This window comes from Hymenobacter cavernae, from assembly GCF_014641455.1.
Classification (GTDB): Bacteria; Bacteroidota; Bacteroidia; order Cytophagales; family Hymenobacteraceae; genus Hymenobacter; species Hymenobacter cavernae.
In genome coordinates, this window is sequence record NZ_BMHT01000001.1 from 570194 (window position 1) to 591753 (window position 21560).

Below are 21560 nucleotides of genomic sequence, written 5' to 3' on the forward strand. Positions count from 1 at the left end.
CCCGCCCGAACCTAGGCCAGCGCACCAACCGGCTCCTGCGGCACCGGCTCTACCCGGAGCATTGCATCGGTCACCCGACCAATATCACTGCTTACCTTCTGAATAAAGTCCAGTTGCTCGATTAGTTGCCGATCGTCGGCCGTGAGCTGGTCTTTGCGCCGGGCTGGAGCTTCGGCGGGGCCAGCAACATCCAGGAGGCTAGGTTCGGGCATTGCAGGGTCCAACTTTTTGAGGCTGGCATTCAGCACCGAGAGCGAGCGGCGAACGGCCCGGATGCCTTCGTGGGGCTGTTCGGTGGGCTCTTTCGCCATCAAGGTGGAGGTGAGCGTCGCAATATTGGAAGACAAAATGTGGTTGAGCACCACAAACTGGTGCACATCTTCGCTGTTGCGCTGCTTACTTTTTGGCTCCGAAAGCATCCGCTGGAAGGCGGAAGCTAGGTTAGCCGAACTCACAATCACGTCTTTGCGCGTGAGCTTGTACTCGGTCAGGCTAATGGACTTGCCAGCGAGACCTTCGGCAAGCTTCTGCAAGTAGCTCAGGTTGGCCTTGAGCACATCGCGCATGTAATCGTTGAGCTGCTCAAACTCCCAGCTCGGGAACAGCAGGTAGCCCGCCAAGAAAGCAATGACGCAACCAATAACCGTGTCTTTGATGCGCTCTTCGGCCACATCCAGGTAGCTCAGCCCCAGGAAGCTTAGCAGGATGAGAATGAAAGGCGTCATAAACGTGACGTACACCACGTAATTGCGCCGCTGGAAGCTGTACGACAGCACCATAAAGAACAGCAGAAAGGCGAAGTGCAGATCTTTGTTGTCTGTGAGCAGCAGCAAAACAACGGCAATAAAGCCACCGCCCAGTGTACCGATAACGCGCTGATAATTACGTTCTTTTGTAAAGCTAAAGGCCGGCTTGAGCATGTACACCGTCGTCATCACAATCCAGTAGCTGTGGTTTCCGGCAAACAGCAGCTTGGCTACCAGAAATGCTACCCCGCTGGCCAGCATCATCCGGACGGAGTGGCGGAAAACCGACGAGCTGAAGGTTAGGTTGTCGCGCAACACTTTCAGGTCGTAGTCCTGGTGCGACACGAAACGCATGTACTCCTGCTCGGTGTGGCGGGTGGGCACCGACTCCGACTTGGCATTGAAGTAGTTTAACACGTCATCGAGACGCTGTGTGAGGCTGCGCAGGTTGATGAGGAGCTTCTTGAGCACCAGGTTGCTGGTGCCTTTTTCCTGCTCCCCTACCGCGTCAATGCGGGCCTTCAGATGTTCCAGACGTTCGGGGAAATTGCTGCGGCTCCGAAACGAGTGGTTGGCCTGAATGGCAAAGCCGATGTTGTCCAGCTCGGCGGCTATCAGGTCGATGAGGCTAGCTATTTCCTCCAGAATACCGGTGTGGCCAAACTGCGTCCGGATGGCGGCGTAGTCGTAGTAGGTGGCAGTAATGTGCTCATACAAATCCATCACATCCACGAAGGTGAGCAGCAAACGCCGGCTCGTCGCGTTGGATTCCTTCACGATCTGACGCGTTTTGAACAGCAGCTCGCGCACGGCGTCCTGCTTTTCGCTTACCGTAACTTGCTGCGCCACAAGCTGACGGTAATCCTCATTCAGATCGGTGCGGATGCGGTAGAAGGCAGCTTTGAGCTTGAGGTACCTAGCAATGGCATGAATGCACTCGCCCAGCGCCTGTTGAGCCGGTCGGTAGGGCCACACCCGAAACAGCACCAGCCCCAGAGCCATATACCACACGCCACCCGCCAGAACCAGGCCGCTGTGCACGAGCACTTCGGCGGGCGTGAGCGGCTGATCCATCGTCAGAATCATGACCAGCAAGGCCGCCGACCCAAGCGAGGCTGCGCGGTTGCCGTACACGTTGAGCATGGTCATCAGGAAGCTGAGTGCCAGCACCTCTAGGCCTAGAGTCCAGGCATTGAAGCGGGCAAAGCCCGTGAGCAGAGCAACTAGAAAAACAACCAGGTTGCCGTACAGCATACCCGTGCGCTTGTGCACGACGGGCCCCGGCGTATCAATGATGCTAATGCAGACCGCCCCGGTCGAGAGCGTGACGCCGGTAGCGAGTTCGCCTAGTTGCGCAAACAACAACGCGGGCAGCAGCACAGCCAGCGTGATGCGCACGCCATCAGAGAAATCCTGACTGAAGAGAAAGTACTGAATCGTACGGGTTTGCGAATTCATCGGAGCGGTTGACAGGGTTGTGGGGCCGCACCAAACCTAGGTTCTGACGCAGTTCCAGCCTCATGTCTGGGCTTGCTTATGGGGTACTATACGGAAAACAGCGTGAAGGCTGACAAGCTGATCTGCTTATTCTGGTTCAGCCGTGGCCTGACCTGAGGGCGCCGACTGGTTCTTAATAGCTCGTCGTGGGAATAGTAACCCAGCCTGTAGCTCACAAAAAAGCCGCTCTTGTCTGGAGCGGCTTTTCTACCAACCTAGCTAAGCTTGCTACGTTTCCATGGGCAAGATAACCTAGGTTTTGCGGTTTGAAGTGGATAATCGGTACGTTATCCGGAGCCCGGATGATGGATTACATGAAATCCATAACGTGTTAATAAAGAACATCATCCACTGGCTTCAGCGGTGGCGGCAGCTTCGTTTCGCCCATCATTTCACGCAAGTCAATTTCAATGGAACGGCAAATGGCGGTCATGGGCACGTCGTTCATCTCGTTTTCAAACGGATTTTCGCTGAAGTGCCCGACGGCTTCAATCGTGTTGAACACCCAGGCTACCAGCACCGAGAACGGTACCGTGAGCCAGAAGTGACTCGGGCCCATTTTCTCAAACTCACCGATCAGACCCAACGGCAACAGAAACGAGAAAATCTGGACGAACAGGTAGCTGAAGTAAGCGTACTGGCGTGGGAACGGCGTGTTCTTGATTCGCTCGCAGCCGCCTTGCAGGTTATACAGCTCACGTAGCGTGTCGACCATCGTGACGTGCTGGAAGTCGTTGAGCAGGCCGCGCTCTTCCCGCAGCACCCGCATATCGGCGGCTTGCTGACGCAACAGCTGGGCCGGGGCATTGCGGTAGTGCCGCATCCGCTCCGACTCGTCATGGTCGAGATAGGGCGCCACGGCGGTGTCCCACAGCTCCGGCTGCCGACGCAGGTGCAGGCACACGGCATTCACCCACGCCACTTGCCGGTACACGAGGCGCTGGTGCCAGTGCGTCAGCTCCTCGGCGGAGGCACCGGGGGCATTTACGCCCGGCGCATCTACCACGGAGGTCACGTATTCCAGGGCCTGAATGGCCCACGAGCGGCTGTAGTTTACGATACCGCCCCACAGCTTGCGGCCCTCCCAAAAACGGTCGTAGGACCCGTTATTTTTGAAGCCAATGTAAAAGGCAACGGCCGTACCTAGGGTAGCCACGGGCTGCCACGGAATATCCAGGGAACGCAGCTGCAAAGGGCCGTACAAATAACATACTACCGTTGAGTAAACAGTGTATAGAATGACACTCCGCCATGCGAATTTCCAGATAACGCGCAGGCGCAGATTATTACGAACGTACATAGCAAGGGGATAACTCGACTATTGAGGGCGGCGCTACTGCCTCAGCCCGTTGTGAATAGCGGGACCAAGGTAAGAGCGTGACATTAAGATGTTAAAACTACTCTTTTTGCCGCTTATTCTCCGGATCAGCCTTCATTCTCGTCGCTGTGGTCCTCGATGGCAATGCCCATCAGCTGCATGAGCTTGCTAGCGTTGAAGCTGCGGCACACGCCCGGCGTGAGGTGGTAGTCGAACCGAATCTCGTCGCCCTCGATGGTACTGTTGAAGCTGTAGTTCACCACCGAGCCGGGCAGCTCGTCGGCCAAGCTAGCTAGCTCCAGGTCGTGGGTGCTGACGAGGCCGCTGGCTGGGCGTTGGTGCAGCTGGTGCACTAAGGCGCGGGCGCCACGGTGCCGGTCGCGGGAGTTGGTGCCTTTCAGGATTTCGTCGAGCAGGTAAAACACCGGCTCGCCCGTGGTCGACAGCTCCAGCAGCAGGCGCAGGCGCTTCAGCTCGGCGTAGAACGACGACGTGCTTTCGGCTAGGTTATCCTGGGTGCGCATGGCGGTGTACACTTGTGCCGGACTTACGCGCAACTGGCGGGCGCAGGCCGCGGCGCCCGCCAGCGCCAGCACCATGTTCAGGCCTACCGAACGCAGAAACGTGCTTTTACCCGACATGTTGGAGCCCGTCACGACGCCGGTGTGCCCCGCCCCCACGGTGCTAAAATCGTTGCGGATGCGCTGGGCGGCAAAGATGAGCGGGTGACCTAGGTCCTGAGCCGTAAACTCCAGCGTGGCCGCGCTGATTTCGGGCACGGCATAGCTAGTATTCGCAAATTGAAACCCTGCCAAGCTCACCAGCGCTTCCAGCTCGGCCCCGGTTTCCAGCATGGCATCGAGTTGGCCGCCGAGGCGCCGCTTCCAGCCTTCGAGCCGCCACATGCAGAAGAAGTCCCACAGCAGCAGGTTGTTGGCCAGCACCGCAATGGCCGGACTTTCGCGCATGGAAAACAGCCCCACAATGCTTGACAGCTGCCCGATGAGCCGGGAAGCCGGCGTACCGTTCTCGGCCGCGTGCAAGCTGCGGTGCAGGCGCAGCAGCATAGGCGACTGCCAGGTACGCGCCTCAAACAAAGCGAGCTGATCGTGGTAGGCGCGCAGAGCGTCGCGCATAGCCATGCTGTGCTGGAAGTAGTCGGCCCTGGCTTTTTGAAAACGTGCGTTCAGGCTGCCAAGCACCACCACGGCTATCAGCAGCGGGCCGGCGCCATTGCCGGTCAGCCACAGCACCACGGTGGCGACGGCCAGCGGCGGCAGCACAAACAGCAAGGCTTTCAGCCAGCCTTTATCGGCGAAGAAATCGGGCTGCCGCAGCCACGTCGTGAACTGGCGTGGGTCGGCATCCTGGCGCGGAAAGTGGCGGGCGCGGGCTTGCCATTCCTGCTGCCAACCTAGGTCGGGAGTTAGCTCGGCTACGGCGGCTTGCCGCTCGCGCACCGTAGCAGCGGGTGCAGGCGCCAGCAGCCAACCCGCGAGCCAGTCGTGGCCCAGCCGGGAGGTGGCGCGGTTCAGCAATTGGAACAAGGAGTGCGCGCCGAACACATCTAGGTCGGCGGCGTAGGGATGCGCAGCATCGAGGTAGCGCAGGCCCGCATCGAAGGAACCTAGCTTGCCTTGCAGCCGGGCGGTTTCGTTGTGGTTCAACTCGCCGAGCAGGCGGTGGTGCTCGCGCAGGTAGCCCACGCTGCCGTGCCAGCGCACCAGCAGCAGAAATACCAGGTAGGCCACGAACAGCAGCGCAAACGCCCCCTGCACTTGCCCCAGACTAAACAAGTAATACACGCCAAAAGCGCTCAGCCCAAACGCCACCACCCGCAGCCACGCCACTGCCTGATGCCGGGCGGCGTAGTGCTGCTCGCGCGCGGCGTGCACGGCTTGGTTTTCCAGGAATACGTCGGCGGGCGGTACGGTGAGGGGGCGAAAGTCAGTGGCAGGCACGGGCACGAAAGGAAAGTTTCCGCTAAAGATACACGGCTATGGCTGCTGCTTAGGTGCCAGCCGCCGCAAGGGGCTGTTGGGGCGTAAGTAGAGCTGCAACGCGGCAAAGCTGATGGTGGGCGCAAAGGCACTTTGATACTGCTTATACATCATATAGTACATATCAGCATATTCAACGCCATACGGCAAGGCTACGGTGTCCTTCCGAATAATGATTGTTCCTAGGTTGTCGTAGCTAAACCGTTGACCGTTTAAGCCAACACTATCACTTGCATCGAAATACCCATTTTCCCGCACATATTTGGCTATTTGTTGCTGAAGCTGAGCATCACAGTAGGCCACGAATGCTGCCATCTTCTCCTGCCGGATTTCACTGCCTATCTGAATTCCAAAACCGGTGCGCAGATCTAAGCTGGTAGTAGTTATACCAGAATTCACATTAGCCCCTACATCTTCTTGTGTTTGCGTTATACTCAGCAGGCAATTTGCATTATAATTTTCCTCGAAAGACAAGTCCATAAAGCCTCGAATAGCATCTTTCGGCGGTGCTTGCTCGCGTAGATCGGCTAGGCTCGTTCCTGTAGCTGCCTCAATACTGAACTGCTTGGCCAGCAGCTTATTTACGCCTTTGTCGGAAGTAGTGATAATCGGCACAGTGTACCGGCCGAAGTAGGTACGTTCCCGCACCTGCACAGCGCAGGAGCGCCCAGGTGGTGCGGCTCCATCGTAGCGGCGGAGCGCAACAGATAGGTTCCGGGTGCCATCGGGTGCTTGCCAGGTGCCGGTCAGTTCCTGCGCTGTGGGTAGCTGCACCGTAAACACGCCGGTTGCCGGCTTATTATCACCAGCGCCGTACTCGCGCAGCTTCAAATTACCCGCCGCATCTAGGTGCCCGCGGAGGGAAATCAGCTCGCCTTTTGACAGATAGTAGTACTCACCCCACCAAACGGAATCGTTTGGTTCCTGCGCATTGATCAGTAAGCGGATCGGGTACTTGTCACCTAGCTTTCCATCATACACGCCCGCAAAATCAACGGCATCGGCTACCAGCGGGCGGCTTACTGTAGCGGTTGGCTCCTTGGGCGTCTTGTGCGGTTCAGCCTGACAGGTGAGCAAGGCTATTACGGCGGTTATAAGCGTAGAGCGAAAGCATACAATAGAATGAAGCATAGCAATTGACTTTTGATAGGCAACGCAAGCTAAAGGTTCAGCTTGAAACCTAGGTGCCATTTCCTTTGTCATTCCGAGCAGCGCGAGGTATCTGAGTTATCTACCTAGGTCCATAAACTCAGATTCCTCGCGCTGCTCGGAATGACACTACGCTTTTTATAACTACCCATATGACAATCTCTTCCCGTTTGATAATCGTGGCGCTGCTAGGTGCAGCTAGCTTTACTGCCCACGCCCAACAGAAGCTCAAGTACCCGAAAGCCCCCAAAGCCAACGAAATCTACGACGCGGTGGCGCAGCCCGCCGTGCCGCTGGGCGGTGTGGAAGCGTACGCGCACTACCTCACTGAAAACCAGCAATACCCCACGGCCGCTTTGCAGCAAGGCCTGCAAGGCACCGTGAACGTGACTTTCGTGGTGGAGAAAACCGGCGTGGTTTCCAATGTCACGGTGCCACAACCCCTCGCTCCTGCCTTCGATGCGGAAGCCATCCGGCTGATTAAAGGTGGGCCAAAATGGACGCCCGCTCAGCAGCGCGGCGAAAAGGTGCGGCAGCGCGTCAGCATTCCGGTTACCTTCCAGATTCCTCAGGGCTCCGAAACCGGCAGTGCCCCTGCTCCTACTAACCTTAGCTCCGACCAACCGCAGATCATAACGCCCGATGAGCCTGCCCGGCCCGTGGGCGGCACCGACGCGTTTTTTGCCTGGGTTCAGGAGAACTTGCGCTACCCGGCCCTGGCCCGGCAGCGCAAGGTGGAAGGCCGCGTGATGGTGGAGTTTGTGGTCCAGAAAGACGGCTCCCTGGCGGATACCAAGCTCGTGAAGCGCCTAGGTTCTGGCTGCGACGAAGAAGCGCTGCGCCTGATCAAAGCCGCGCCCAAGTGGAACCCAGCCCGCTACAAAGGCCAGCCGCTGCGGCAGAAAATGGTGCTGCCCATCGTATTTCAGCTGTAGCGTAAAGTAACCGCGGCCGTTGTTCGTCTGTTATACTATACCACTCGTTCAATGCGCTGCTTAACTTATTGGCGGCGAAGCAGAACTACAGACCTGATTCGTTTTTGTAGCATTGCTTCGCCACCAGCCACGGCGCTTTTTCCGCGGGTGGGCATCGTCGGCCGGTTTGGCCGCGTTTAGAAATGATATCCTAGCTACCTTCCTGCCTCATGCTTACTCAGCTTCCGCTTATTGCCGCGCCGCCGGTGGCTCCGCAGCTTCCCGCGTCCGCGGAAACCCTGCCGATCTGGCCCAACCAAGCTAGGTTTCGTCAGGCGGCGCAACTGCTGGCCAACGATCTGTTCAGCGTCCTCGACGACGAGGTAGACCCGTCCGTTATTCTGATCGGAATTCCCGTGGAGCAGGAAAACCAGCCGGTGCTGCCCGTGTGCCTGGAGCCTTCCGATTGCGGCCTCGACTTTGCCAGTTTCGGCGCCGTTACGGCCCGCAGCACCCGACTGCAACAGGTTGAGCTGTGGCTTAATTCCGATCAGGAGGGTATGAGCGAGAGCTTGTTGCGGCGCCGGCGGCACGGACGCAGCCTGCGCATGGCCGTGCAGGAAGCCTTGGATACGCTGGAAACGCCTATGAGCAAGCGGCAGTCGTTCGCTGGCTGGCCGGTCGAGATTGGGTCATTCTACGTCGTTACGGTATTGCAGGTCAATCGGCGGGCGCTGCGCACGTATCCTTCCCTGCAACCCAACCGCTACTACCTGAACGGCCGGCCGCTGGCTTTTTCGCTGCTCCAGTCGGCCATTCTACGCTTTAGTGAAGAGTGTGGCAAGGCACTATCGGAGCTGGAGCCGGGGTCGAGCATGATGGAACGGGCCCGCGAGAAGGATGAGCTGCTACGGGCCGCTGGGCGCCTGCTCATGGATACGCCCGCGCAAGCACTGAGCGTTAACCCTAATGCCGCCAAGCTGTTTGACACCTGCAACACCATCTCGTCGTTGCGCTACGAAGGCGCCGAGGGCGTGGGCAAGCTGCTGCTCGCCCAGCGTCGGCACCCAAACGTGGAGGAAGTGTTTGCCCTGACCTGTCCCACGCCGCTCACCGACTACCGCGCCGTGCGCAAGCTGCTGGAAATGACGACGCCAGATATTAGCCTGCTGGCCGACGGCGAGAACGTGTACGCCCTAGGTCGACTGGTGGGTACCTACGACGACAGCCGCGAAGATTTGTTCGTGGTCAACTTCATCAATCACTACGCCTGGGAGCTTCAGCACGACAGCAAGGTGCTGATGCGCGCCAGTTACGGCCTGCCTACCCTGCCGCGCACTCGCCTGAACCGCAGCCGCTTCCGCAAAGACCTGAAGCGCACCTTCGGCCTCACCGACCACGCCAAAGTGGAGCGTCTGTGGGATGTAGTGTCGGAGGCAAGCCGCCAAAAGCACGGCACGCTCGTGGTTGTGACGACGGAAGCACTGGCCGAAGCCGACCGTCTTAAGCTCCAATGCACGCTCATCGAGCCGGTGCCGCTCACGCCGCTTATCACGCGCCTGGTCACGGCCATCGATGGAGCCGTACTCATCGACCCGGAGGCGTATTGCTATTCCATCGGCGTCATTCTGGATGGCAAAGCCTCGATGCGCGGCCGCGGCAACAGCACCCGCGGCGCCCGCTACAACTCCGCCATTCGCTACGTGGAAAGCTCGCCTTACCCGTGCATGGCCATTGTGGTCAGCGAAGATGGCCTGGTGGACGTAATTACCAAGGAAGAGCCGGAGCCGGAAATAGAGTAACGGCCTTTTTCTTACCATATAAAACCTAGCCCTCGCCGGCGACATCAATCGGCAACGATGATGCGCCGGCGAGGGCTTTTTCTCTAGGCCAGGTTCTGTGCTGCCACCTAGGTCGTCATTCCGACCAGCCGGAGAAATCGCGTGTGCTTCGCCAGAACGTCATTCCGAGCCTCGCGAGGAATCTTGCGTGCAATGGTAAACCCTGTCGATTGGAGTTACCAACGCACGCAAGATTTCTCCCGCTGGTCGAAATGACAACCTAAGAAGCTAGGTCCTAAGCCGACAGCTAGGGCGGAAGTCCACCAATTCAACGGCAGGGAAGTGCTGGAAAGCAGCCTCGCAAGATTACCGAACTATTACCAGAATGTACAAAATCGACAAAGCACCAAAAGCTATAACTAATAAGTCCTACTTGCTCTGCTATATCCAATTCTAAAACGATTACACCTAAGTATAAACACGTATTTTATTGAGGTTGAAATCTGAAAATCAACTTATTGCGTATCGTTGTAACCTAGTATTCTTTCACGTTTTAGTTCAAAAAAATATGTCAAAACTTCTGTCCAAAAAACCTGTTAATGCAGACTCCGAAAAAGAGTCGAGCACGCCTTTGCACCGGCGCACGTTTCTGCGCTATACTGCCGGTGCCGGCGTAGCCGCCGGAACCCTGGCTCTCACGGGCTGCGACGACATTCTGGAGGAAATTTTCAACAACCCGAACGTGCCGCCGAGCCTCATTGAGGTGAACGTCGGCAGCGGCGACTTTGGCGTGCTGAACTTCGCCTACGCGCTAGAGCAGCTGGAAGCCGCCTTCTACACGAAAGTAGTGGCCAGCGCTTACTACACCGGTGCTTCGGCCGCTGAGCGCCAGATCTTCTCCGACCTGGAAGCCCACGAACGGATTCACCGCGACTTCCTGAAGACGGCCATCAAAGCCAACGGTGGCACGCCCATCCGCGACCTTGATCCGGACTTTACTACCGTCGATTTTACTTCGCGCACCAGCGTGCTGGCTACCGCCAAGGCTTTCGAAGACCTAGGCGTTGCCGCTTACAATGGTGCCGGCAAGCTGATTTCTAACCCTGTATACCTAGGTTTGGCCGGCAAAATCGTGTCGGTGGAAGCCCGCCACGCCTCCCTCATCCGCGACCTTATTGCCAATGGCACCTTCGTTGGCCCCGACGTAGTCGACCAGACCACGGGCCTTGAAATGTCGAAGACACCCGCCCAGGTAGTAGCCATTGCCAATAACTACCTCAAAAAGGGCTCGAAGCTGAACGTCAGCAACCTACCCACTGAATAGCATCGAGTCGAGTTCCCTTTCCTCTATTGTCAAAACTCATACCCCATGAATATTCTCAACATCATTTCTGAAATCGAGAAGATCGACCCGGAAGTCTACGATCGGCTTGATCAGCGGCGTACCATGTTCAAGCACTTCGCGGGCTTCGGCAAAAAGCTAGCTGTCGCGGCTGTGCCGTTTGCCATGGGCGCCATGTTCAACAAAGCCTACGGTCAAACCTCGGGCTTGAGCCAGCAGATCAAAGATGTGCTCAACTTCGCGCTGCGCCTAGAGTACCTGGATAGCACGTTCTATAACGAGGGCGTGAACCGCCCCGGCCTGCTCACCGGCCAAGACCGCGCTGACCTGATTACCATCACCAACGACGAGTTCAACCACATTAAGTTTCTGCGGAACGTGCTAGGCGCTGACGCTATTGCGCCGCTCACCGCCAACAACTTCGACTACACCGGCTCGAAAGGCGGCACGCGTGCGCCTCTGTTCCCGGATGTATTCACCAACCGCGCTACGTTCCTGGCTGTTGCTCAAGGGCTTGAGGATACCGGCGTGCGGGCCTACAAAGGCGGCGCCCCCCTGCTCATCAGCAACAACACCATTCTGGAAGCTGCCCTGAACATTCACTCCGTCGAAGCTCGCCACGTAGCCCACTTCCGCACCATGCGCCGGGGTGGCCCACAGGCGCTGCCAGGTTCTCCACAAACTGCACCGAAGAGCTGGATCAGCGGCAACGACGCTGGCGGACCTTCTCCAGCCATCACCTTACCCATCTACGGTTCTGGTAACCCGGCTACCGCTTACCCAAGCGAAGCTAACACCGTGCAAGCTGGTGTTGAGCTGGTTGGTCCGTTCGCCACGGCTGCCCAAGCCTCGGAGGCTTTCGACGAGCCGCTCGATATGGCTTCGGTGCTGGCTATTGCTTCCAACTTCATCAAGTAGCACCTACTATTCCTTCAGCATCAAAAAGGGGCAGCCGTCGAGGCTGCCCCTTTTTTGTAACCTAGGTAGATAAGCTAGCTAGCTGGTTTTCTTCGTCCGAAACGACCACACAATCCGAAACACGGCTACTACGTCGCCAGCCTCATCGACGCCGGTACTGGTTGCTACTACCGTGCGCCCTTCGCCCGTCGTGCGACTTTCGGCCACGGCCTTGCTGATGCTGGCGCCATCGGGGCAGGTGAAGGTAATCAGGCCCACGGCTTTCTTGGTGAACTGCGCTTCCAACCCCGTCACCAGCATCGACACGGGCGCGCCGCTGCTCACGTGCATCATGGCTTGCACGCCGCTGGCCAGCTCAGCCGCCATAGCCAGGCAAGCGAAGTAGATGCTCCGGAATGGGTTCTGGGTGAGGTATTTAAAAGAAATCGTTACCGCAGCTTCGTCGGTGGTGAGGCGCTGCACCCGCAACCCGGCCAGGTACGCCATCGGCAGACGGCGCAGCATAAATAGCCGCAGCTTCAGCGGGTGCAGAATTGTGCGCCGGAAAGCAGCCATCTGCGGCGTGTCTTCCGGGGGCGGCGTTTTGTCAGAACTCATACGGGCTAAGTAAGGTGTAGCCTGATGAAGTTAGGGCTTTTTCGGCGAAGCTTTGGCTGGCGTTGCCGACCTAGGTTTTGGCGAAGCTGGGTAGATGCTCAGCTCCTGGTACGTAGATACCGGATCGGTTTCGCGCCGAAAATCCAGCTCTTCCAGCACCCCGATTACCAGCTCCGCCGTCGTATAGATCCGGTTGCCATCCAGCAAATGCCCACCTAGGGTCCGCCCCGTCGAATCGGATACGGCCAGGTGCAAGTGGCTGCCATTCACCGACAACGTGCCCACCAGCGACACAATCTCGAAGTGCCCCTGGTATACCGTCGGGCCTTCCTGATTGGCGAGCCGCAGCGTCGTTGTTGTCAGGCTGCCCACGCACGTCACGATGGCGCCGGCCTTGATGCTGTACTGTTGGGCAAAGGCCGTGAGCTGTTGCCGCAAATCGTCGCCGGGGCGCAGCCGCAGCGCGTAGGTGCGCATCGGGGAAGAAAGAGCAGCCGGAGCAGCAGGCAAGGCAGACATTTTTTGCTGGGCAAAAGCGGCTGGCGCGCTCAGGCTACCTAGCCCCAGGAATAACGATAGAACGAAACGACGCACAAAGCTGATGATGTAGAGCGGCCCAAAGATAAGCGAGTAGAACCTAGCAAAACGTGCCGGCCAAATGGCTCATCCAACCACCCAACCGACACGCCGCATTCCTAGGTTCTACTCGCTTAGCGGTTGAAGCGCACGTTGCCGTAGCGCACTTTGATGTTCACGTTACCCGCATTTTTGGCCACTACGCCGCCAAACCGGCCCTGCATGTCGCTCGACGAAGCGCTGCTTTCCTCCGACTGCACCTGAATCAACTTTTTATCAACCAGCAGCTTGCCGTGGTCGGTGTTCACATCGAAGTTGAAGCCGGCGCCGTCGGGGAAGTTGAGCAGAATCGTGCTGTAGCCGCTATCCACGTTGATCTGGCGGAAGTTCTTGCCCGTGTTGCGCACCTCGAACGAAGGGCAATACTGCACCTTCATGTCGAGCTTCTCATTGATTTTATCAATGCTGAAGGTAGAAAAACCGGAGCTGCCGCGCAGGTTGCGTACGGTGCCTAGGGCTACGTCGCCGTACTTGCTATGCACCGTCAGGTCCTGCACCGTTCCCATGTCGATGTCGGAGTAGTTGTTGCGCAGGTCGACCAGCACGCCTTCGGTGAGGCGCAGTTTGGAGTACGACGCATCAATGCTAGCCTTGCGGACAAACGCCACGGCCGCTTGGCCATTCCCGACGCGTAACAGATTCTGCGCCCCATCGAGCCGGCCGGTGCGGAGCGAACCATACTCTACGGCCAGTTGGGTCGAGCCGGTCAGGTCGCCGCTTATGCTGATGTCGCCAAAGGTGTTGTACACGCGCAGCGGCGTGTTTTTGGGCAACCACACGGTGTAGTTCACTTCGTACAGACGGCGCCGGCTCCAGCACTCGTGCGGCATTGCGCCGAACTTCGAGCGCACGGCTACCGCACCCGTTTCGGCGTCGTTCGGCGTCATCTGCACCTCAATCATGTCTTGCAGCTGCTGCGCCTTTTGGTCGGTATCCGCGTGGGTGATGACTTCGGCGTCGGTGCGGATTTCGTTGCGGCTCCAGGTGTTAATCTGCACGCGGCCGTAGCGGGTCTCGAGCACATAGGGCTGACTGGCGCTTACCTTAAACGTGCGGCTCACCTTCCGGCTTTTTTCGCTGGTGAGGGCCGCAGCCGATTCGCCTTGCTCTCCTTGTTCGCCCTGTGTGCCTTGCACCTCTGTGGCAGAACCTTGCTGGGTTCCTTGCTGCACACTCACCGGCCCGCCCTGCGCCCACACCGCAGCTTTTGAGCTGATTAACGGGTGCAGCGGGCTGCTCACAGAAGCACTTTCCGCGTAGCTAGTATGAGCAATGGCAGCCGTCAGCAGCACCGCCGCCGACAGAAACCGGTGCCACCCGCGGGTACCTAGGAGGTGCGCTATCATCATGGCATACGGTGGTTATCGGCGGCCAGCATGGGCGAGGCGGCGTGGTACGCCTGAATCTGCTCGCGCGTGCGCAGCTGCTGGTTAAGAATATCAAGCCGGATCTGAAGGTTGCGGTTCATGGCATCCAGCACCACATCGGGCTCCGGATTGCGGTACAGCTCCACCCGCAGCTGCCGGTAGGTCGAGTCGAGGCCGGTCAGCTCGTGCTGCCAGTCGGCGGGCGCGTTGCGTAGCTCGCTGTCCAGTTGGGCTAGTTCGGTTTCGCGCTCCGTAATCTGGGCGGCATAGTAGGCTTCCATGCGACTCACCGCCTGCGAAAGACGCTGAGTCGGCGCATTGGCCGCGGGCGTTGCCTCAGGCAATTGACCTAGGTAAGCCGGCGGCGTAGACCGCAAGTCAGCGGCCGGCTGCACCGCGAAAGGAGCTGCTTTGCTGCTCGTCCAGGCAAACGTCTTATTTGCTTGTTTCCAAAAATAACTGCCACTCGCCAGCAGCGCCAGCGCCAGCACCGCCGCTAGGCGATAGTAGCCACGCGGTTGCGCAGGTTGCGCAGGTGTGTCAGGAGCTAGCTTGATAACGCGCAGGGGCGGTTCTTCGTCCGCCTCCGACGAGGTAGCAAGCTCACTTTCAATAGCATCCCAAAGGTCAGGGCGCGGCTCGAACGCATCGAAATCAGCTCGATGGTGCTCGACAAAAGCCTCTAATCCGTTTTTGTTCTCGTTCATACAGGTGGTTATACGCACGTTTCTCCCCTTGGCTGGCCGCTTTTCGTCATGGTTGCCGGGTGGGCGACAAGCGGCTGCCGTTTTTTGGTGTGTCTGCTTTTACAAACCGCGCAGGCGGGCCAGCTCCAGGAGTTTCTTGCGGGCCCGACTATATTGTGATTTCGAAGTTGATTCCGTGATATTCAGAATGCTAGCTATTTCGGCGTGGTCGTAGCCCTCTAGCAAATACAGTGACAGAACGACGCGGTAGCCATCGGGCAGTTCCTGCACACAGCGCCGCACCACGTCGGCGCGCCACGTTACCTGCTCGCCCTCCAGACCTAGGTCATCGGTTCCGTCTGTGCCGGCACCGTCGTGCTGCTCGGCCAAGGGCACGAGCTGCAAGCGCCGGTTACGCAGGCAGTTGATGCTTTTGTTGATGACAATCCGCTTGAGCCAGCTGCCAAACGACGAGTCGCCCTTGTACCCATGCAGCTCCCGAAACGCGCTCAGAAACGACTCCTGCAACACGTCTTCCGCCTCGGCGTAGTCGCCGGTGATGCGCAGCGAGGCGTTGAACATGGCTTTGGCGTAGCGTTTATAGATTTCGGCCTGAGCACGTCGGTCGCCCAGGCGGCAGCGCTCCACCAGCGGAGCATTGATATCAGTGTACGCAAAAGCCTCCATAGGTCCTTCTTCGGTTGCAGTTAATCGAGAGCAGATAGGGTAAATATCATACTTTCCGGGCTAAGCTGCTAATCTGGTAGGTAAGCGGGAGAAAGACAAGGCAGGAAGGCTAGGGTTGCACGGCAGCAGCAACTTTGGAGGAGTGGGCTGCTATAACGCAATTACAGCTCAGCTTAATCAGATTATACGGCATCCAGGAGCTACCTAGTGAAATCAGACAACAACAATTAGATATAATAAAAACACAAAATAACAATTACTCATCCCTAATCAGTTAAGCAGAATACGTTTTCATATTCCAACAATAAATTTGAATTATTTAATAATATTTAATTTGCTATTATTTGAATATAATCAACTGATTTACTGCAATATAACCCTAATAATATGTCGGCAGATAAGAGCAAGAAGTATAGTATATAAATATCTTAATTATTTCCATTACCACACGATTCTAATAATTTTGCGTCGTATCCATTCCTCTAATTTTAACAGAATAAGATAATTATGAAGAACAGTTTAGCTCTCTAAATGACACTCATTAGAACATTATTCTATTACAGGTTTCATCAGCAACAGGCTGCTGAACTCTAGCATTGAAAAGCTAGCTCACGGTTCCATAGCACCTCTATGAAACCACAATAGGACGCCCCGAGAAGATCCTTTTACCATAGTTGGTACTAACAGCATGCCTGCTCTTGGGCGCTGTTTACCTGTCAATATCATCAATACACTTTTGCTTATGAAAAAGTCTTACCTAACTCCGCATAGGGCCCTCACTGCCTCTACGCTTCTTACTTCCTGCGCATTCGTGCTGTTGCTCCCGGCTAAATCGGTGCAGGCGCAGGCCCCTACTATAACCAGTCTCTCGCCGGCACGCAATGCGGTGAGTGCGGCACGCAACAGCAATGTATCTGTAGGCTTTTCACAAAACATGAGTGGCACCGCCGCCACCGATGCAGCTATCAAAGTATTTGGCTCTCAGACGGGTAAGCGGGCCGGCACCTTCTCGGGTGCGGGCACCAACACCATCACGTTCGACCCAAGCCAGGACTTGAAGCCCGGCGAAACGGCTTCAGTGAGCGTAACAACGGCAGCTAGGTCGGCGAGCAACCTGGGCCTGGCCAAAGCAAGTGTGCATCAATTTACCGGAGCAGTAAGCGCAGGCTCTGGTACCTTCTCAGCTGCTACCAGCGTGCCAACCGGCAGTGGCGCTTATGGCGTAGCCGCAGCTGACATCGACGGCGATGGTGATGCCGATATGCTCGTTGCTAACTATAGCGCAGGCAACGTAAGCGTACGCTTAAACGATGGTTCAGGTAATTTTTCCGGTACTACTACCCTAACAACAGGCGGTGGCGCTAACAAGCCAGTAGCAGCAGATATCGACGGCGACGGCGATGTTGACCTGCTCGTTGGCAATACCACAGCTGGTACGGTCAGTGTCAGATTCAATGACGGACGAGGCAACTTCTCCGGTACTACCAACCTAACTATAGGTGCACCCTATGAACTTGCCGTTGCTGATATAGATGGTGACGGCGACCTGGACTTGCTGTCAACTTCCTACAACGCCGGTGCAATCCTTGTACGGCTAAATGATGGATCAGGTAATTTTTCGGGCTCTGGTTCTGTAGCCATTGGCGATGGTGCCGGCAGTGTAGTAGCCGCTGACGTAGACGCCGATGGTGATATAGACCTCTTCGCTGGTGCTGTCAATGGCCTTACTGCCGTTGTACGAATCAACGATGGTCAGGGGAACTTCTCAGGTGGCAGTACCATCGCAACGAACGTTCGCCCCTATGCTATGACATCCGCCGACGTAGACGGTGACGGCGATATGGACCTATTAATCGGCGACTTTCTTTCTAGGACTGTACTTGTGCGTTTGAATAATGGCACAGGGTCATTTTCAGGTACTACCAGCGTAGGCATAAACGGTCAGCCTAGCGCCATACAGACAGCAGATATCGACGCTGATGGTGACCTAGACTTCCTTACTGCCAACAGCAACAATACGGTGAGCGTTGCTCTTAATGACGGCAGCGGCAACTTCTCACTTAAACCTAGCTTATCAGCTGGCAGCAGCCCACAAGGTGTAACCTTGGCTGATGTCAATAATGATGGTGCAATAGATGTTCTCGTTGCGAATTACAGCAGCAACAATGTAAGTGTACTACTAAACAAAGTAGTTTCACCTCCCACTATCACGAGCTTCACGCCCACGAGTGGCACGGCTGGAACGAGTGTAGTACTGACTGGCACCAATTTCACGGGTGCTACCAGCGTTAAGTTTAACGGCACGGCTGCTGCCAGCTATACGGTTAATTCAGCCACCCAGCTTACGGCCATTGTGCCTGCGGGCGCTACCACCGGTACCATTTCTGTCGTTACGCCCGGTGGCACGGTTACTTCGACGCAATCCTTCAATGTGGTAGCCGACCTGGTTGTCGCTAACTCGCAATACGTTAGTGGTTCTTACCGTAACGTAACGGTAACCGGCAGCGGTACGGCTATCCTCCAGGGCAACCTGACCGTGACCGGTACGCTCACGGTCCAGAATGGTGGCAACCTGAATATCAAGGGCAACACCGTGACCGGTAACAGCTTCGTGCTCGCGGCCGGCGGCACCCTGACTATTGGCGGCATCGAAGGCATTGCGGCCAGCGGCAACAGCGGTGGCATCCAGACGACGGACCGCTCGTTCAGCTCGGATGCCAACTACGTGTATGGCAGCTATCAGCCCGGCGCCGTGACCGGTTCGGGCTTGCCGGCGCAGGTACGCAGCCTCTCCGTAATTGATATCTACGGCGATAATGAAACGTATTTGCAACTGAGCAACGACCTAGCCATTGCCCAGACGCTGAACCTGGACTATGACCTGAATACGAACGGTCGGAATTTGACCTTGCTTTCCAACGCTGCCGGCACGGCCCTGGTCGTGAACAATGGCGGCGTCGTAAACGGTGCCGTTACCGTGCAGCGCTATGTTGATGGCAGCTTGAACCCAACCGCTGGCTACCGCCACCTCACGGCTCCGGTGAGCAACACCACCGTGGCTGACCTGGCCACCCCAGGCTTTACGCCGACCGTGAATGCGGTCTACAACAACTCGGCTACGCCGGGCATGACTACGCCCTATCCGACCATCTTCGGCTACGACGAGCAGCGCCTGGCCACCAGCCCGGCCACGGGCCTAGGTGCTTTCGACAAGGGCTGGTTTTCGCCGGCTGACTTCTCCTCTGCCCTGCAAGTAGGCAAAGCTTACACCGTGAACCTGGCCGCCAACCAGACCCTGGACTTCGTCGGCACGCTCAACGACGGCCGCGTAGACCTGCCCCTGACGCGGGGCACCGACAGTGAAGGCGGCTGGAACCTGATCGGCAATCCGTATCCCTCCCCGCTGGACTGGAGCCAGGTAACGGCGCAGCCGGGTGTCGATGCCGCCATGTACGTGTATCAGAGCACCTCGCAGTATGGCGGGCAGTACCGCAGCTACGTGAATGGCATCGGCAATCCGCTGGTGGCGCTGGGCCAAGGCTTCTTTGTGCGCACCAGCCCCGGTAGCAGCACGGCCACGTTGACGTTGAACAACAAAAGCCGCGTGACGAGCTTCGAGCTACAGCCAGCGCTGCAACGTACCACGACGAGCCGCCCGCTGGCGCACCTCACGCTGAGCCGTAGCGGCAACACGTTCACCGATGAGACCTACGTCTACTTCCAGAAGGATGCTACTGCCGGCACGGATGCCCGCTACGACGCGCTGAAGATTCAACACAACTCGGGCGGGGCACCCTCGCTGTACTCGCTGGCCGCGGCGCAAGAGCTTTCCATCAATGGTTTGCCTGAGCTGAGCACCAGCACCGAAGTACCGCTCGGCATCGACCTGCCCCAGGCAGGTACCTACACGCTGGAAGCCAACGAGCTGCTGAACCTGAGCACGGCCAGCGTGTACCTGCTCGATAAGGTGACCGGCGAGCAGGTAAACCTAGCCCAGCAGCCCCGCTACACCTTCAGCGTAGCCGCCGCGACCCAGACCAATACGCGTTTTGTGCTGCGCTTTGCGACCACCGCCGTATTAGCCTCGAAAGCGGGCCTGACCGCTCCCGGCGTGAGCCTCTACCCCAATCCGGCTCACCAGAGCGTGACGCTGCTGGTGCCCGCGGAGGCGGGCACGCAGGAGTTCTCCGCGGAACTCTACAACAACCTAGGTCAGGCGGTGCGCCGGCAGAGTGCGGCGCTGCCCACCAGTGGCGCGCAGCTTTCCTTCGATGTGGCGGGCCTGGCCCCCGGTGTGTACACGATGCGCCTGCACCTAGGTCAGCGTATAGTAAACAAACGTTTGGTTATTAAATAATTGTCTCAGCGGCGGGGCAGCTCCGATCCGCAGGAGCCGGTGCTGTCCCGCCCTTATTCTTACACTACAACAAGTCAGAAGTACCATATCATGAAACAACTACTCAGCTACTCGCTCGCTACGGCCACGCTGGTTCTCGCACTTACCACGCAGGCGGCCCTCGCCCAGGGCCCGGGTTCAGGTGGCCCCACGCCCGGAGCCCCCGCTGACCCCACTGAGCCCACCGCGGTGCCCATTGATGGCGGCGCTTCGCTGCTGCTGGCCAGTGGTGCCGCTTACGGTCTGCGCAAACTGCGCCGTCGACGCGCGTAACCTGAAAACGAAATCCGGCCGGGCTGGTGCAGCCGCGCCAGCCCGGCTTTCTTTCTCTATACCTAGGTTTTAAGAATAAGAATATGCTAGCACTACGTACCTTCTTTGGCGCCCGTCCTATGTTGCGCTTTGTGCTCACGGCCGCGGCCCTCTATCTAGGTTGGGTAGTAGGATATGAGCAGGGCCTGGGGCCGGACAATGCCCTCGACCGAACGTTATCCGTGCACATTGCTACCACTGCGGCAGCGTTGCTACGTGGCCTAGGGTTTGCGGCCCACGTCAGCGCGTTAGCGCCCTCCACCGTGAGCTTAGCGGGTCATCCTGCCGTATTCGTCGGTGATCCTTGCAACGGCCTGGTCCTGTATGCCTTGTTCATGGGCTTTGTGCTAGCTTTTCCGGGGCCGATACGGCACAAGCTCTGGTTTATGCCGCTGGGTGTGCTGGCCGTTTATAGCCTGAATGTGTTTCGCGTGGCCGTTCTGGCCCTGAACCATGCGTACTGGTACCATACGGTCGAGTTCAACCACCATTATACTTTCACGTTCGTGGCCTACGGCTGCATTTTTGGGCTCTGGATGATCTGGGTGCGCCGACTGGCGGGCAATGCAGGTGCCACCTTCTCAACAGCATTGCAACATGCTTAGCCTTAGTACTTTCCGGATTCCTGCGGTGCTACGCTACGGGTTGGCGACAGGGCTAGGTCTGCTGCTGTTCATCGCTGGCGCCAACAGTGAGCAGTTCTTCCCCAGCCTCACGAGCTTCTGGCAACACGTTTTTTCCAGTGTCGGCCTAGCTCACCGGGTCGGAGCTTTGCAGCAAGGTGTAAGCACCCAGGTAACCACGCGCAGCCTACCCGCGATGCTCACGTACGGCCTACTCTACACCAGCGTCTGCTGCCTGATTATGGCGCTGCTACTGAACTCCGGTTATCGGCTTAAGCTAGTCATACGAGCCTACCTGGCGGTTTTCCTTACCTGCATTCTACTGCTGAGTATTGGCAAGCTAGGTGGTGATATTACGTGGGCTTATCAACTAGGCCGACGTCTTATTGATGCTGTCGTGTCGCCGCTACCGATAATGGTTCTTACTCCAACAATTAGTTGGTACGCACCTATGCGGAAGACAGAGGAGCTTTCTATGACTTCCAAAAATGCTGACGAACTCGGCGCATCAACTCAGAGCCGTAATTATCATAGCGCTAAGAACGTTGCTATAGCAGCCGACAAGGCCGCACTATACTAGCCACAAGTTAT

General features: G+C 57.4%; 17 protein-coding genes. 8 read left to right on the forward strand and 9 right to left on the reverse strand.

What is annotated here, in order from left to right; translation table 11 throughout:
* Window positions 1-11 precede the first annotated feature (11 nt).
* The 4 genes from IEX74_RS02380 to IEX74_RS02395 all read right to left on the reverse strand — a co-directional run bounded on the left by IEX74_RS02380 (window position 12) and on the right by IEX74_RS02395 (window position 6692).
* Entirely contained in the window at window positions 12-2204 is a 2193-nt protein-coding gene (locus IEX74_RS02380) for an FUSC family membrane protein (protein ID WP_188810571.1), read from the reverse strand.
* Between the two features lie 370 nt (window positions 2205-2574).
* Entirely contained in the window at window positions 2575-3543 is a 969-nt protein-coding gene (locus tag IEX74_RS02385) for a bestrophin family protein (protein ID WP_188810573.1), read from the reverse strand.
* A 125-nt stretch (window positions 3544-3668) separates the two neighbouring features.
* Window positions 3669-5522 carry a MutS-related protein gene (locus IEX74_RS02390; RefSeq protein ID WP_229755085.1) on the reverse strand — a complete coding sequence of 618 codons (1854 nt, stop codon included), beginning with the start codon at window positions 5520-5522 and terminating at the stop codon, window positions 3669-3671.
* Between the two features lie 36 nt (window positions 5523-5558).
* A complete protein-coding gene (locus IEX74_RS02395; RefSeq protein WP_188810575.1) occupies window positions 5559-6692 on the reverse strand; it encodes a hypothetical protein in 1134 nt (377 codons plus the stop codon).
* A gap of 170 nt (window positions 6693-6862) precedes the next feature.
* Between IEX74_RS02395 and IEX74_RS02400 the strand changes: the two genes are divergently transcribed.
* The 4 genes from IEX74_RS02400 (at window position 6863) to IEX74_RS02415 (ending at window position 11665) form a co-directional block, all read left to right on the forward strand.
* The gene (locus IEX74_RS02400; protein ID WP_188810576.1) at window positions 6863-7645 is read left to right on the forward strand and encodes an energy transducer TonB; all 783 of its coding nucleotides are present in this window, start codon (window positions 6863-6865) and stop codon (window positions 7643-7645) included.
* Between the two features lie 209 nt (window positions 7646-7854).
* Window positions 7855-9426 carry a DNA integrity scanning protein DisA nucleotide-binding domain protein gene (locus tag IEX74_RS02405; protein WP_188810578.1) on the forward strand — a complete coding sequence of 524 codons (1572 nt, stop codon included), beginning with the start codon at window positions 7855-7857 and terminating at the stop codon, window positions 9424-9426.
* A 547-nt stretch (window positions 9427-9973) separates the two neighbouring features.
* Window positions 9974-10729, forward strand: coding sequence for a ferritin-like domain-containing protein (locus IEX74_RS02410; protein WP_188810580.1), 756 nt, complete (start codon window positions 9974-9976; stop codon window positions 10727-10729).
* Between the two features lie 45 nt (window positions 10730-10774).
* Window positions 10775-11665, forward strand: coding sequence for a ferritin-like domain-containing protein (locus IEX74_RS02415; RefSeq protein ID WP_188810581.1), 891 nt, complete (start codon window positions 10775-10777; stop codon window positions 11663-11665).
* Window positions 11666-11743: 78 nt separating this feature from the next.
* Here IEX74_RS02415 and IEX74_RS02420 read toward each other — a convergent pair whose 3' ends face one another.
* The 5 genes from IEX74_RS02420 to IEX74_RS02440 all read right to left on the reverse strand — a co-directional run bounded on the left by IEX74_RS02420 (window position 11744) and on the right by IEX74_RS02440 (window position 15638).
* The gene (locus IEX74_RS02420; protein ID WP_188810584.1) at window positions 11744-12262 is read right to left on the reverse strand and encodes a DUF4442 domain-containing protein; all 519 of its coding nucleotides are present in this window, start codon (window positions 12260-12262) and stop codon (window positions 11744-11746) included.
* Between the two features lie 30 nt (window positions 12263-12292).
* Window positions 12293-12856 carry a PPC domain-containing DNA-binding protein gene (locus IEX74_RS02425; RefSeq protein ID WP_308421106.1) on the reverse strand — a complete coding sequence of 188 codons (564 nt, stop codon included), beginning with the start codon at window positions 12854-12856 and terminating at the stop codon, window positions 12293-12295.
* A gap of 116 nt (window positions 12857-12972) precedes the next feature.
* Complete coding sequence (locus IEX74_RS02430; RefSeq protein ID WP_188810586.1) at window positions 12973-14247, reverse strand: hypothetical protein; 1275 nt, start codon at window positions 14245-14247, stop codon at window positions 12973-12975.
* The gene (locus tag IEX74_RS02435; protein WP_188810588.1) at window positions 14244-14972 is read right to left on the reverse strand and encodes a hypothetical protein; all 729 of its coding nucleotides are present in this window, start codon (window positions 14970-14972) and stop codon (window positions 14244-14246) included. Before IEX74_RS02435 ends, IEX74_RS02430 begins: the two co-directional genes overlap by 4 nt.
* A 99-nt stretch (window positions 14973-15071) precedes the next feature.
* Window positions 15072-15638: an RNA polymerase sigma factor gene (locus tag IEX74_RS02440; RefSeq protein WP_188810589.1), complete on the reverse strand. Its 567-nt coding sequence runs from the start codon at window positions 15636-15638 to the stop codon at window positions 15072-15074.
* A gap of 742 nt (window positions 15639-16380) precedes the next feature.
* On the opposite strand from IEX74_RS02440, the gene IEX74_RS02445 reads away from it, so the two are divergent.
* From IEX74_RS02445 to IEX74_RS02460, 4 genes are all read left to right on the forward strand, one after another.
* Window positions 16381-19995 carry an FG-GAP-like repeat-containing protein gene (locus tag IEX74_RS02445; protein WP_188810591.1) on the forward strand — a complete coding sequence of 1205 codons (3615 nt, stop codon included), beginning with the start codon at window positions 16381-16383 and terminating at the stop codon, window positions 19993-19995.
* A 90-nt stretch (window positions 19996-20085) separates the two neighbouring features.
* Window positions 20086-20307, forward strand: a complete 222-nt coding sequence (locus tag IEX74_RS02450; protein WP_188810593.1) for a PID-CTERM protein-sorting domain-containing protein — start codon at window positions 20086-20088, stop codon at window positions 20305-20307.
* 83 nt (window positions 20308-20390) lie between these two features.
* Complete coding sequence (gene xrtX / locus IEX74_RS02455; RefSeq protein WP_188810595.1) at window positions 20391-20951, forward strand: exosortase X; 561 nt, start codon at window positions 20391-20393, stop codon at window positions 20949-20951.
* Window positions 20944-21549: an XrtX-associated membrane protein gene (locus IEX74_RS02460; protein WP_188810597.1), complete on the forward strand. Its 606-nt coding sequence runs from the start codon at window positions 20944-20946 to the stop codon at window positions 21547-21549. Before xrtX ends, IEX74_RS02460 begins: the two co-directional genes overlap by 8 nt.
* Window positions 21550-21560 lie beyond the last annotated feature (11 nt).

Coding starts and splice junctions, on each gene's coding strand:
- IEX74_RS02380 (WP_188810571.1), bottom strand. CDS start 2,204: ATGAATTCGCAAACCCGTACGATTCAGTACTTTCTCTTCAGTCAGGAT.
- IEX74_RS02385 (WP_188810573.1), bottom strand. CDS start 3,543: ATGTACGTTCGTAATAATCTGCGCCTGCGCGTTATCTGGAAATTCGCA.
- IEX74_RS02395 (WP_188810575.1), bottom strand. CDS start 6,692: ATGCTTCATTCTATTGTATGCTTTCGCTCTACGCTTATAACCGCCGTA.
- IEX74_RS02400 (WP_188810576.1), top strand. CDS start 6,863: ATGACAATCTCTTCCCGTTTGATAATCGTGGCGCTGCTAGGTGCAGCT.
- IEX74_RS02405 (WP_188810578.1), top strand. CDS start 7,855: ATGCTTACTCAGCTTCCGCTTATTGCCGCGCCGCCGGTGGCTCCGCAG.
- IEX74_RS02410 (WP_188810580.1), top strand. CDS start 9,974: ATGTCAAAACTTCTGTCCAAAAAACCTGTTAATGCAGACTCCGAAAAA.
- IEX74_RS02415 (WP_188810581.1), top strand. CDS start 10,775: ATGAATATTCTCAACATCATTTCTGAAATCGAGAAGATCGACCCGGAA.
- IEX74_RS02420 (WP_188810584.1), bottom strand. CDS start 12,262: ATGAGTTCTGACAAAACGCCGCCCCCGGAAGACACGCCGCAGATGGCT.
- IEX74_RS02430 (WP_188810586.1), bottom strand. CDS start 14,247: ATGATGATAGCGCACCTCCTAGGTACCCGCGGGTGGCACCGGTTTCTG.
- IEX74_RS02435 (WP_188810588.1), bottom strand. CDS start 14,972: ATGAACGAGAACAAAAACGGATTAGAGGCTTTTGTCGAGCACCATCGA.
- IEX74_RS02440 (WP_188810589.1), bottom strand. CDS start 15,638: ATGGAGGCTTTTGCGTACACTGATATCAATGCTCCGCTGGTGGAGCGC.
- IEX74_RS02445 (WP_188810591.1), top strand. CDS start 16,381: ATGAAAAAGTCTTACCTAACTCCGCATAGGGCCCTCACTGCCTCTACG.
- IEX74_RS02450 (WP_188810593.1), top strand. CDS start 20,086: ATGAAACAACTACTCAGCTACTCGCTCGCTACGGCCACGCTGGTTCTC.
- xrtX (WP_188810595.1), top strand. CDS start 20,391: ATGCTAGCACTACGTACCTTCTTTGGCGCCCGTCCTATGTTGCGCTTT.
- IEX74_RS02460 (WP_188810597.1), top strand. CDS start 20,944: ATGCTTAGCCTTAGTACTTTCCGGATTCCTGCGGTGCTACGCTACGGG.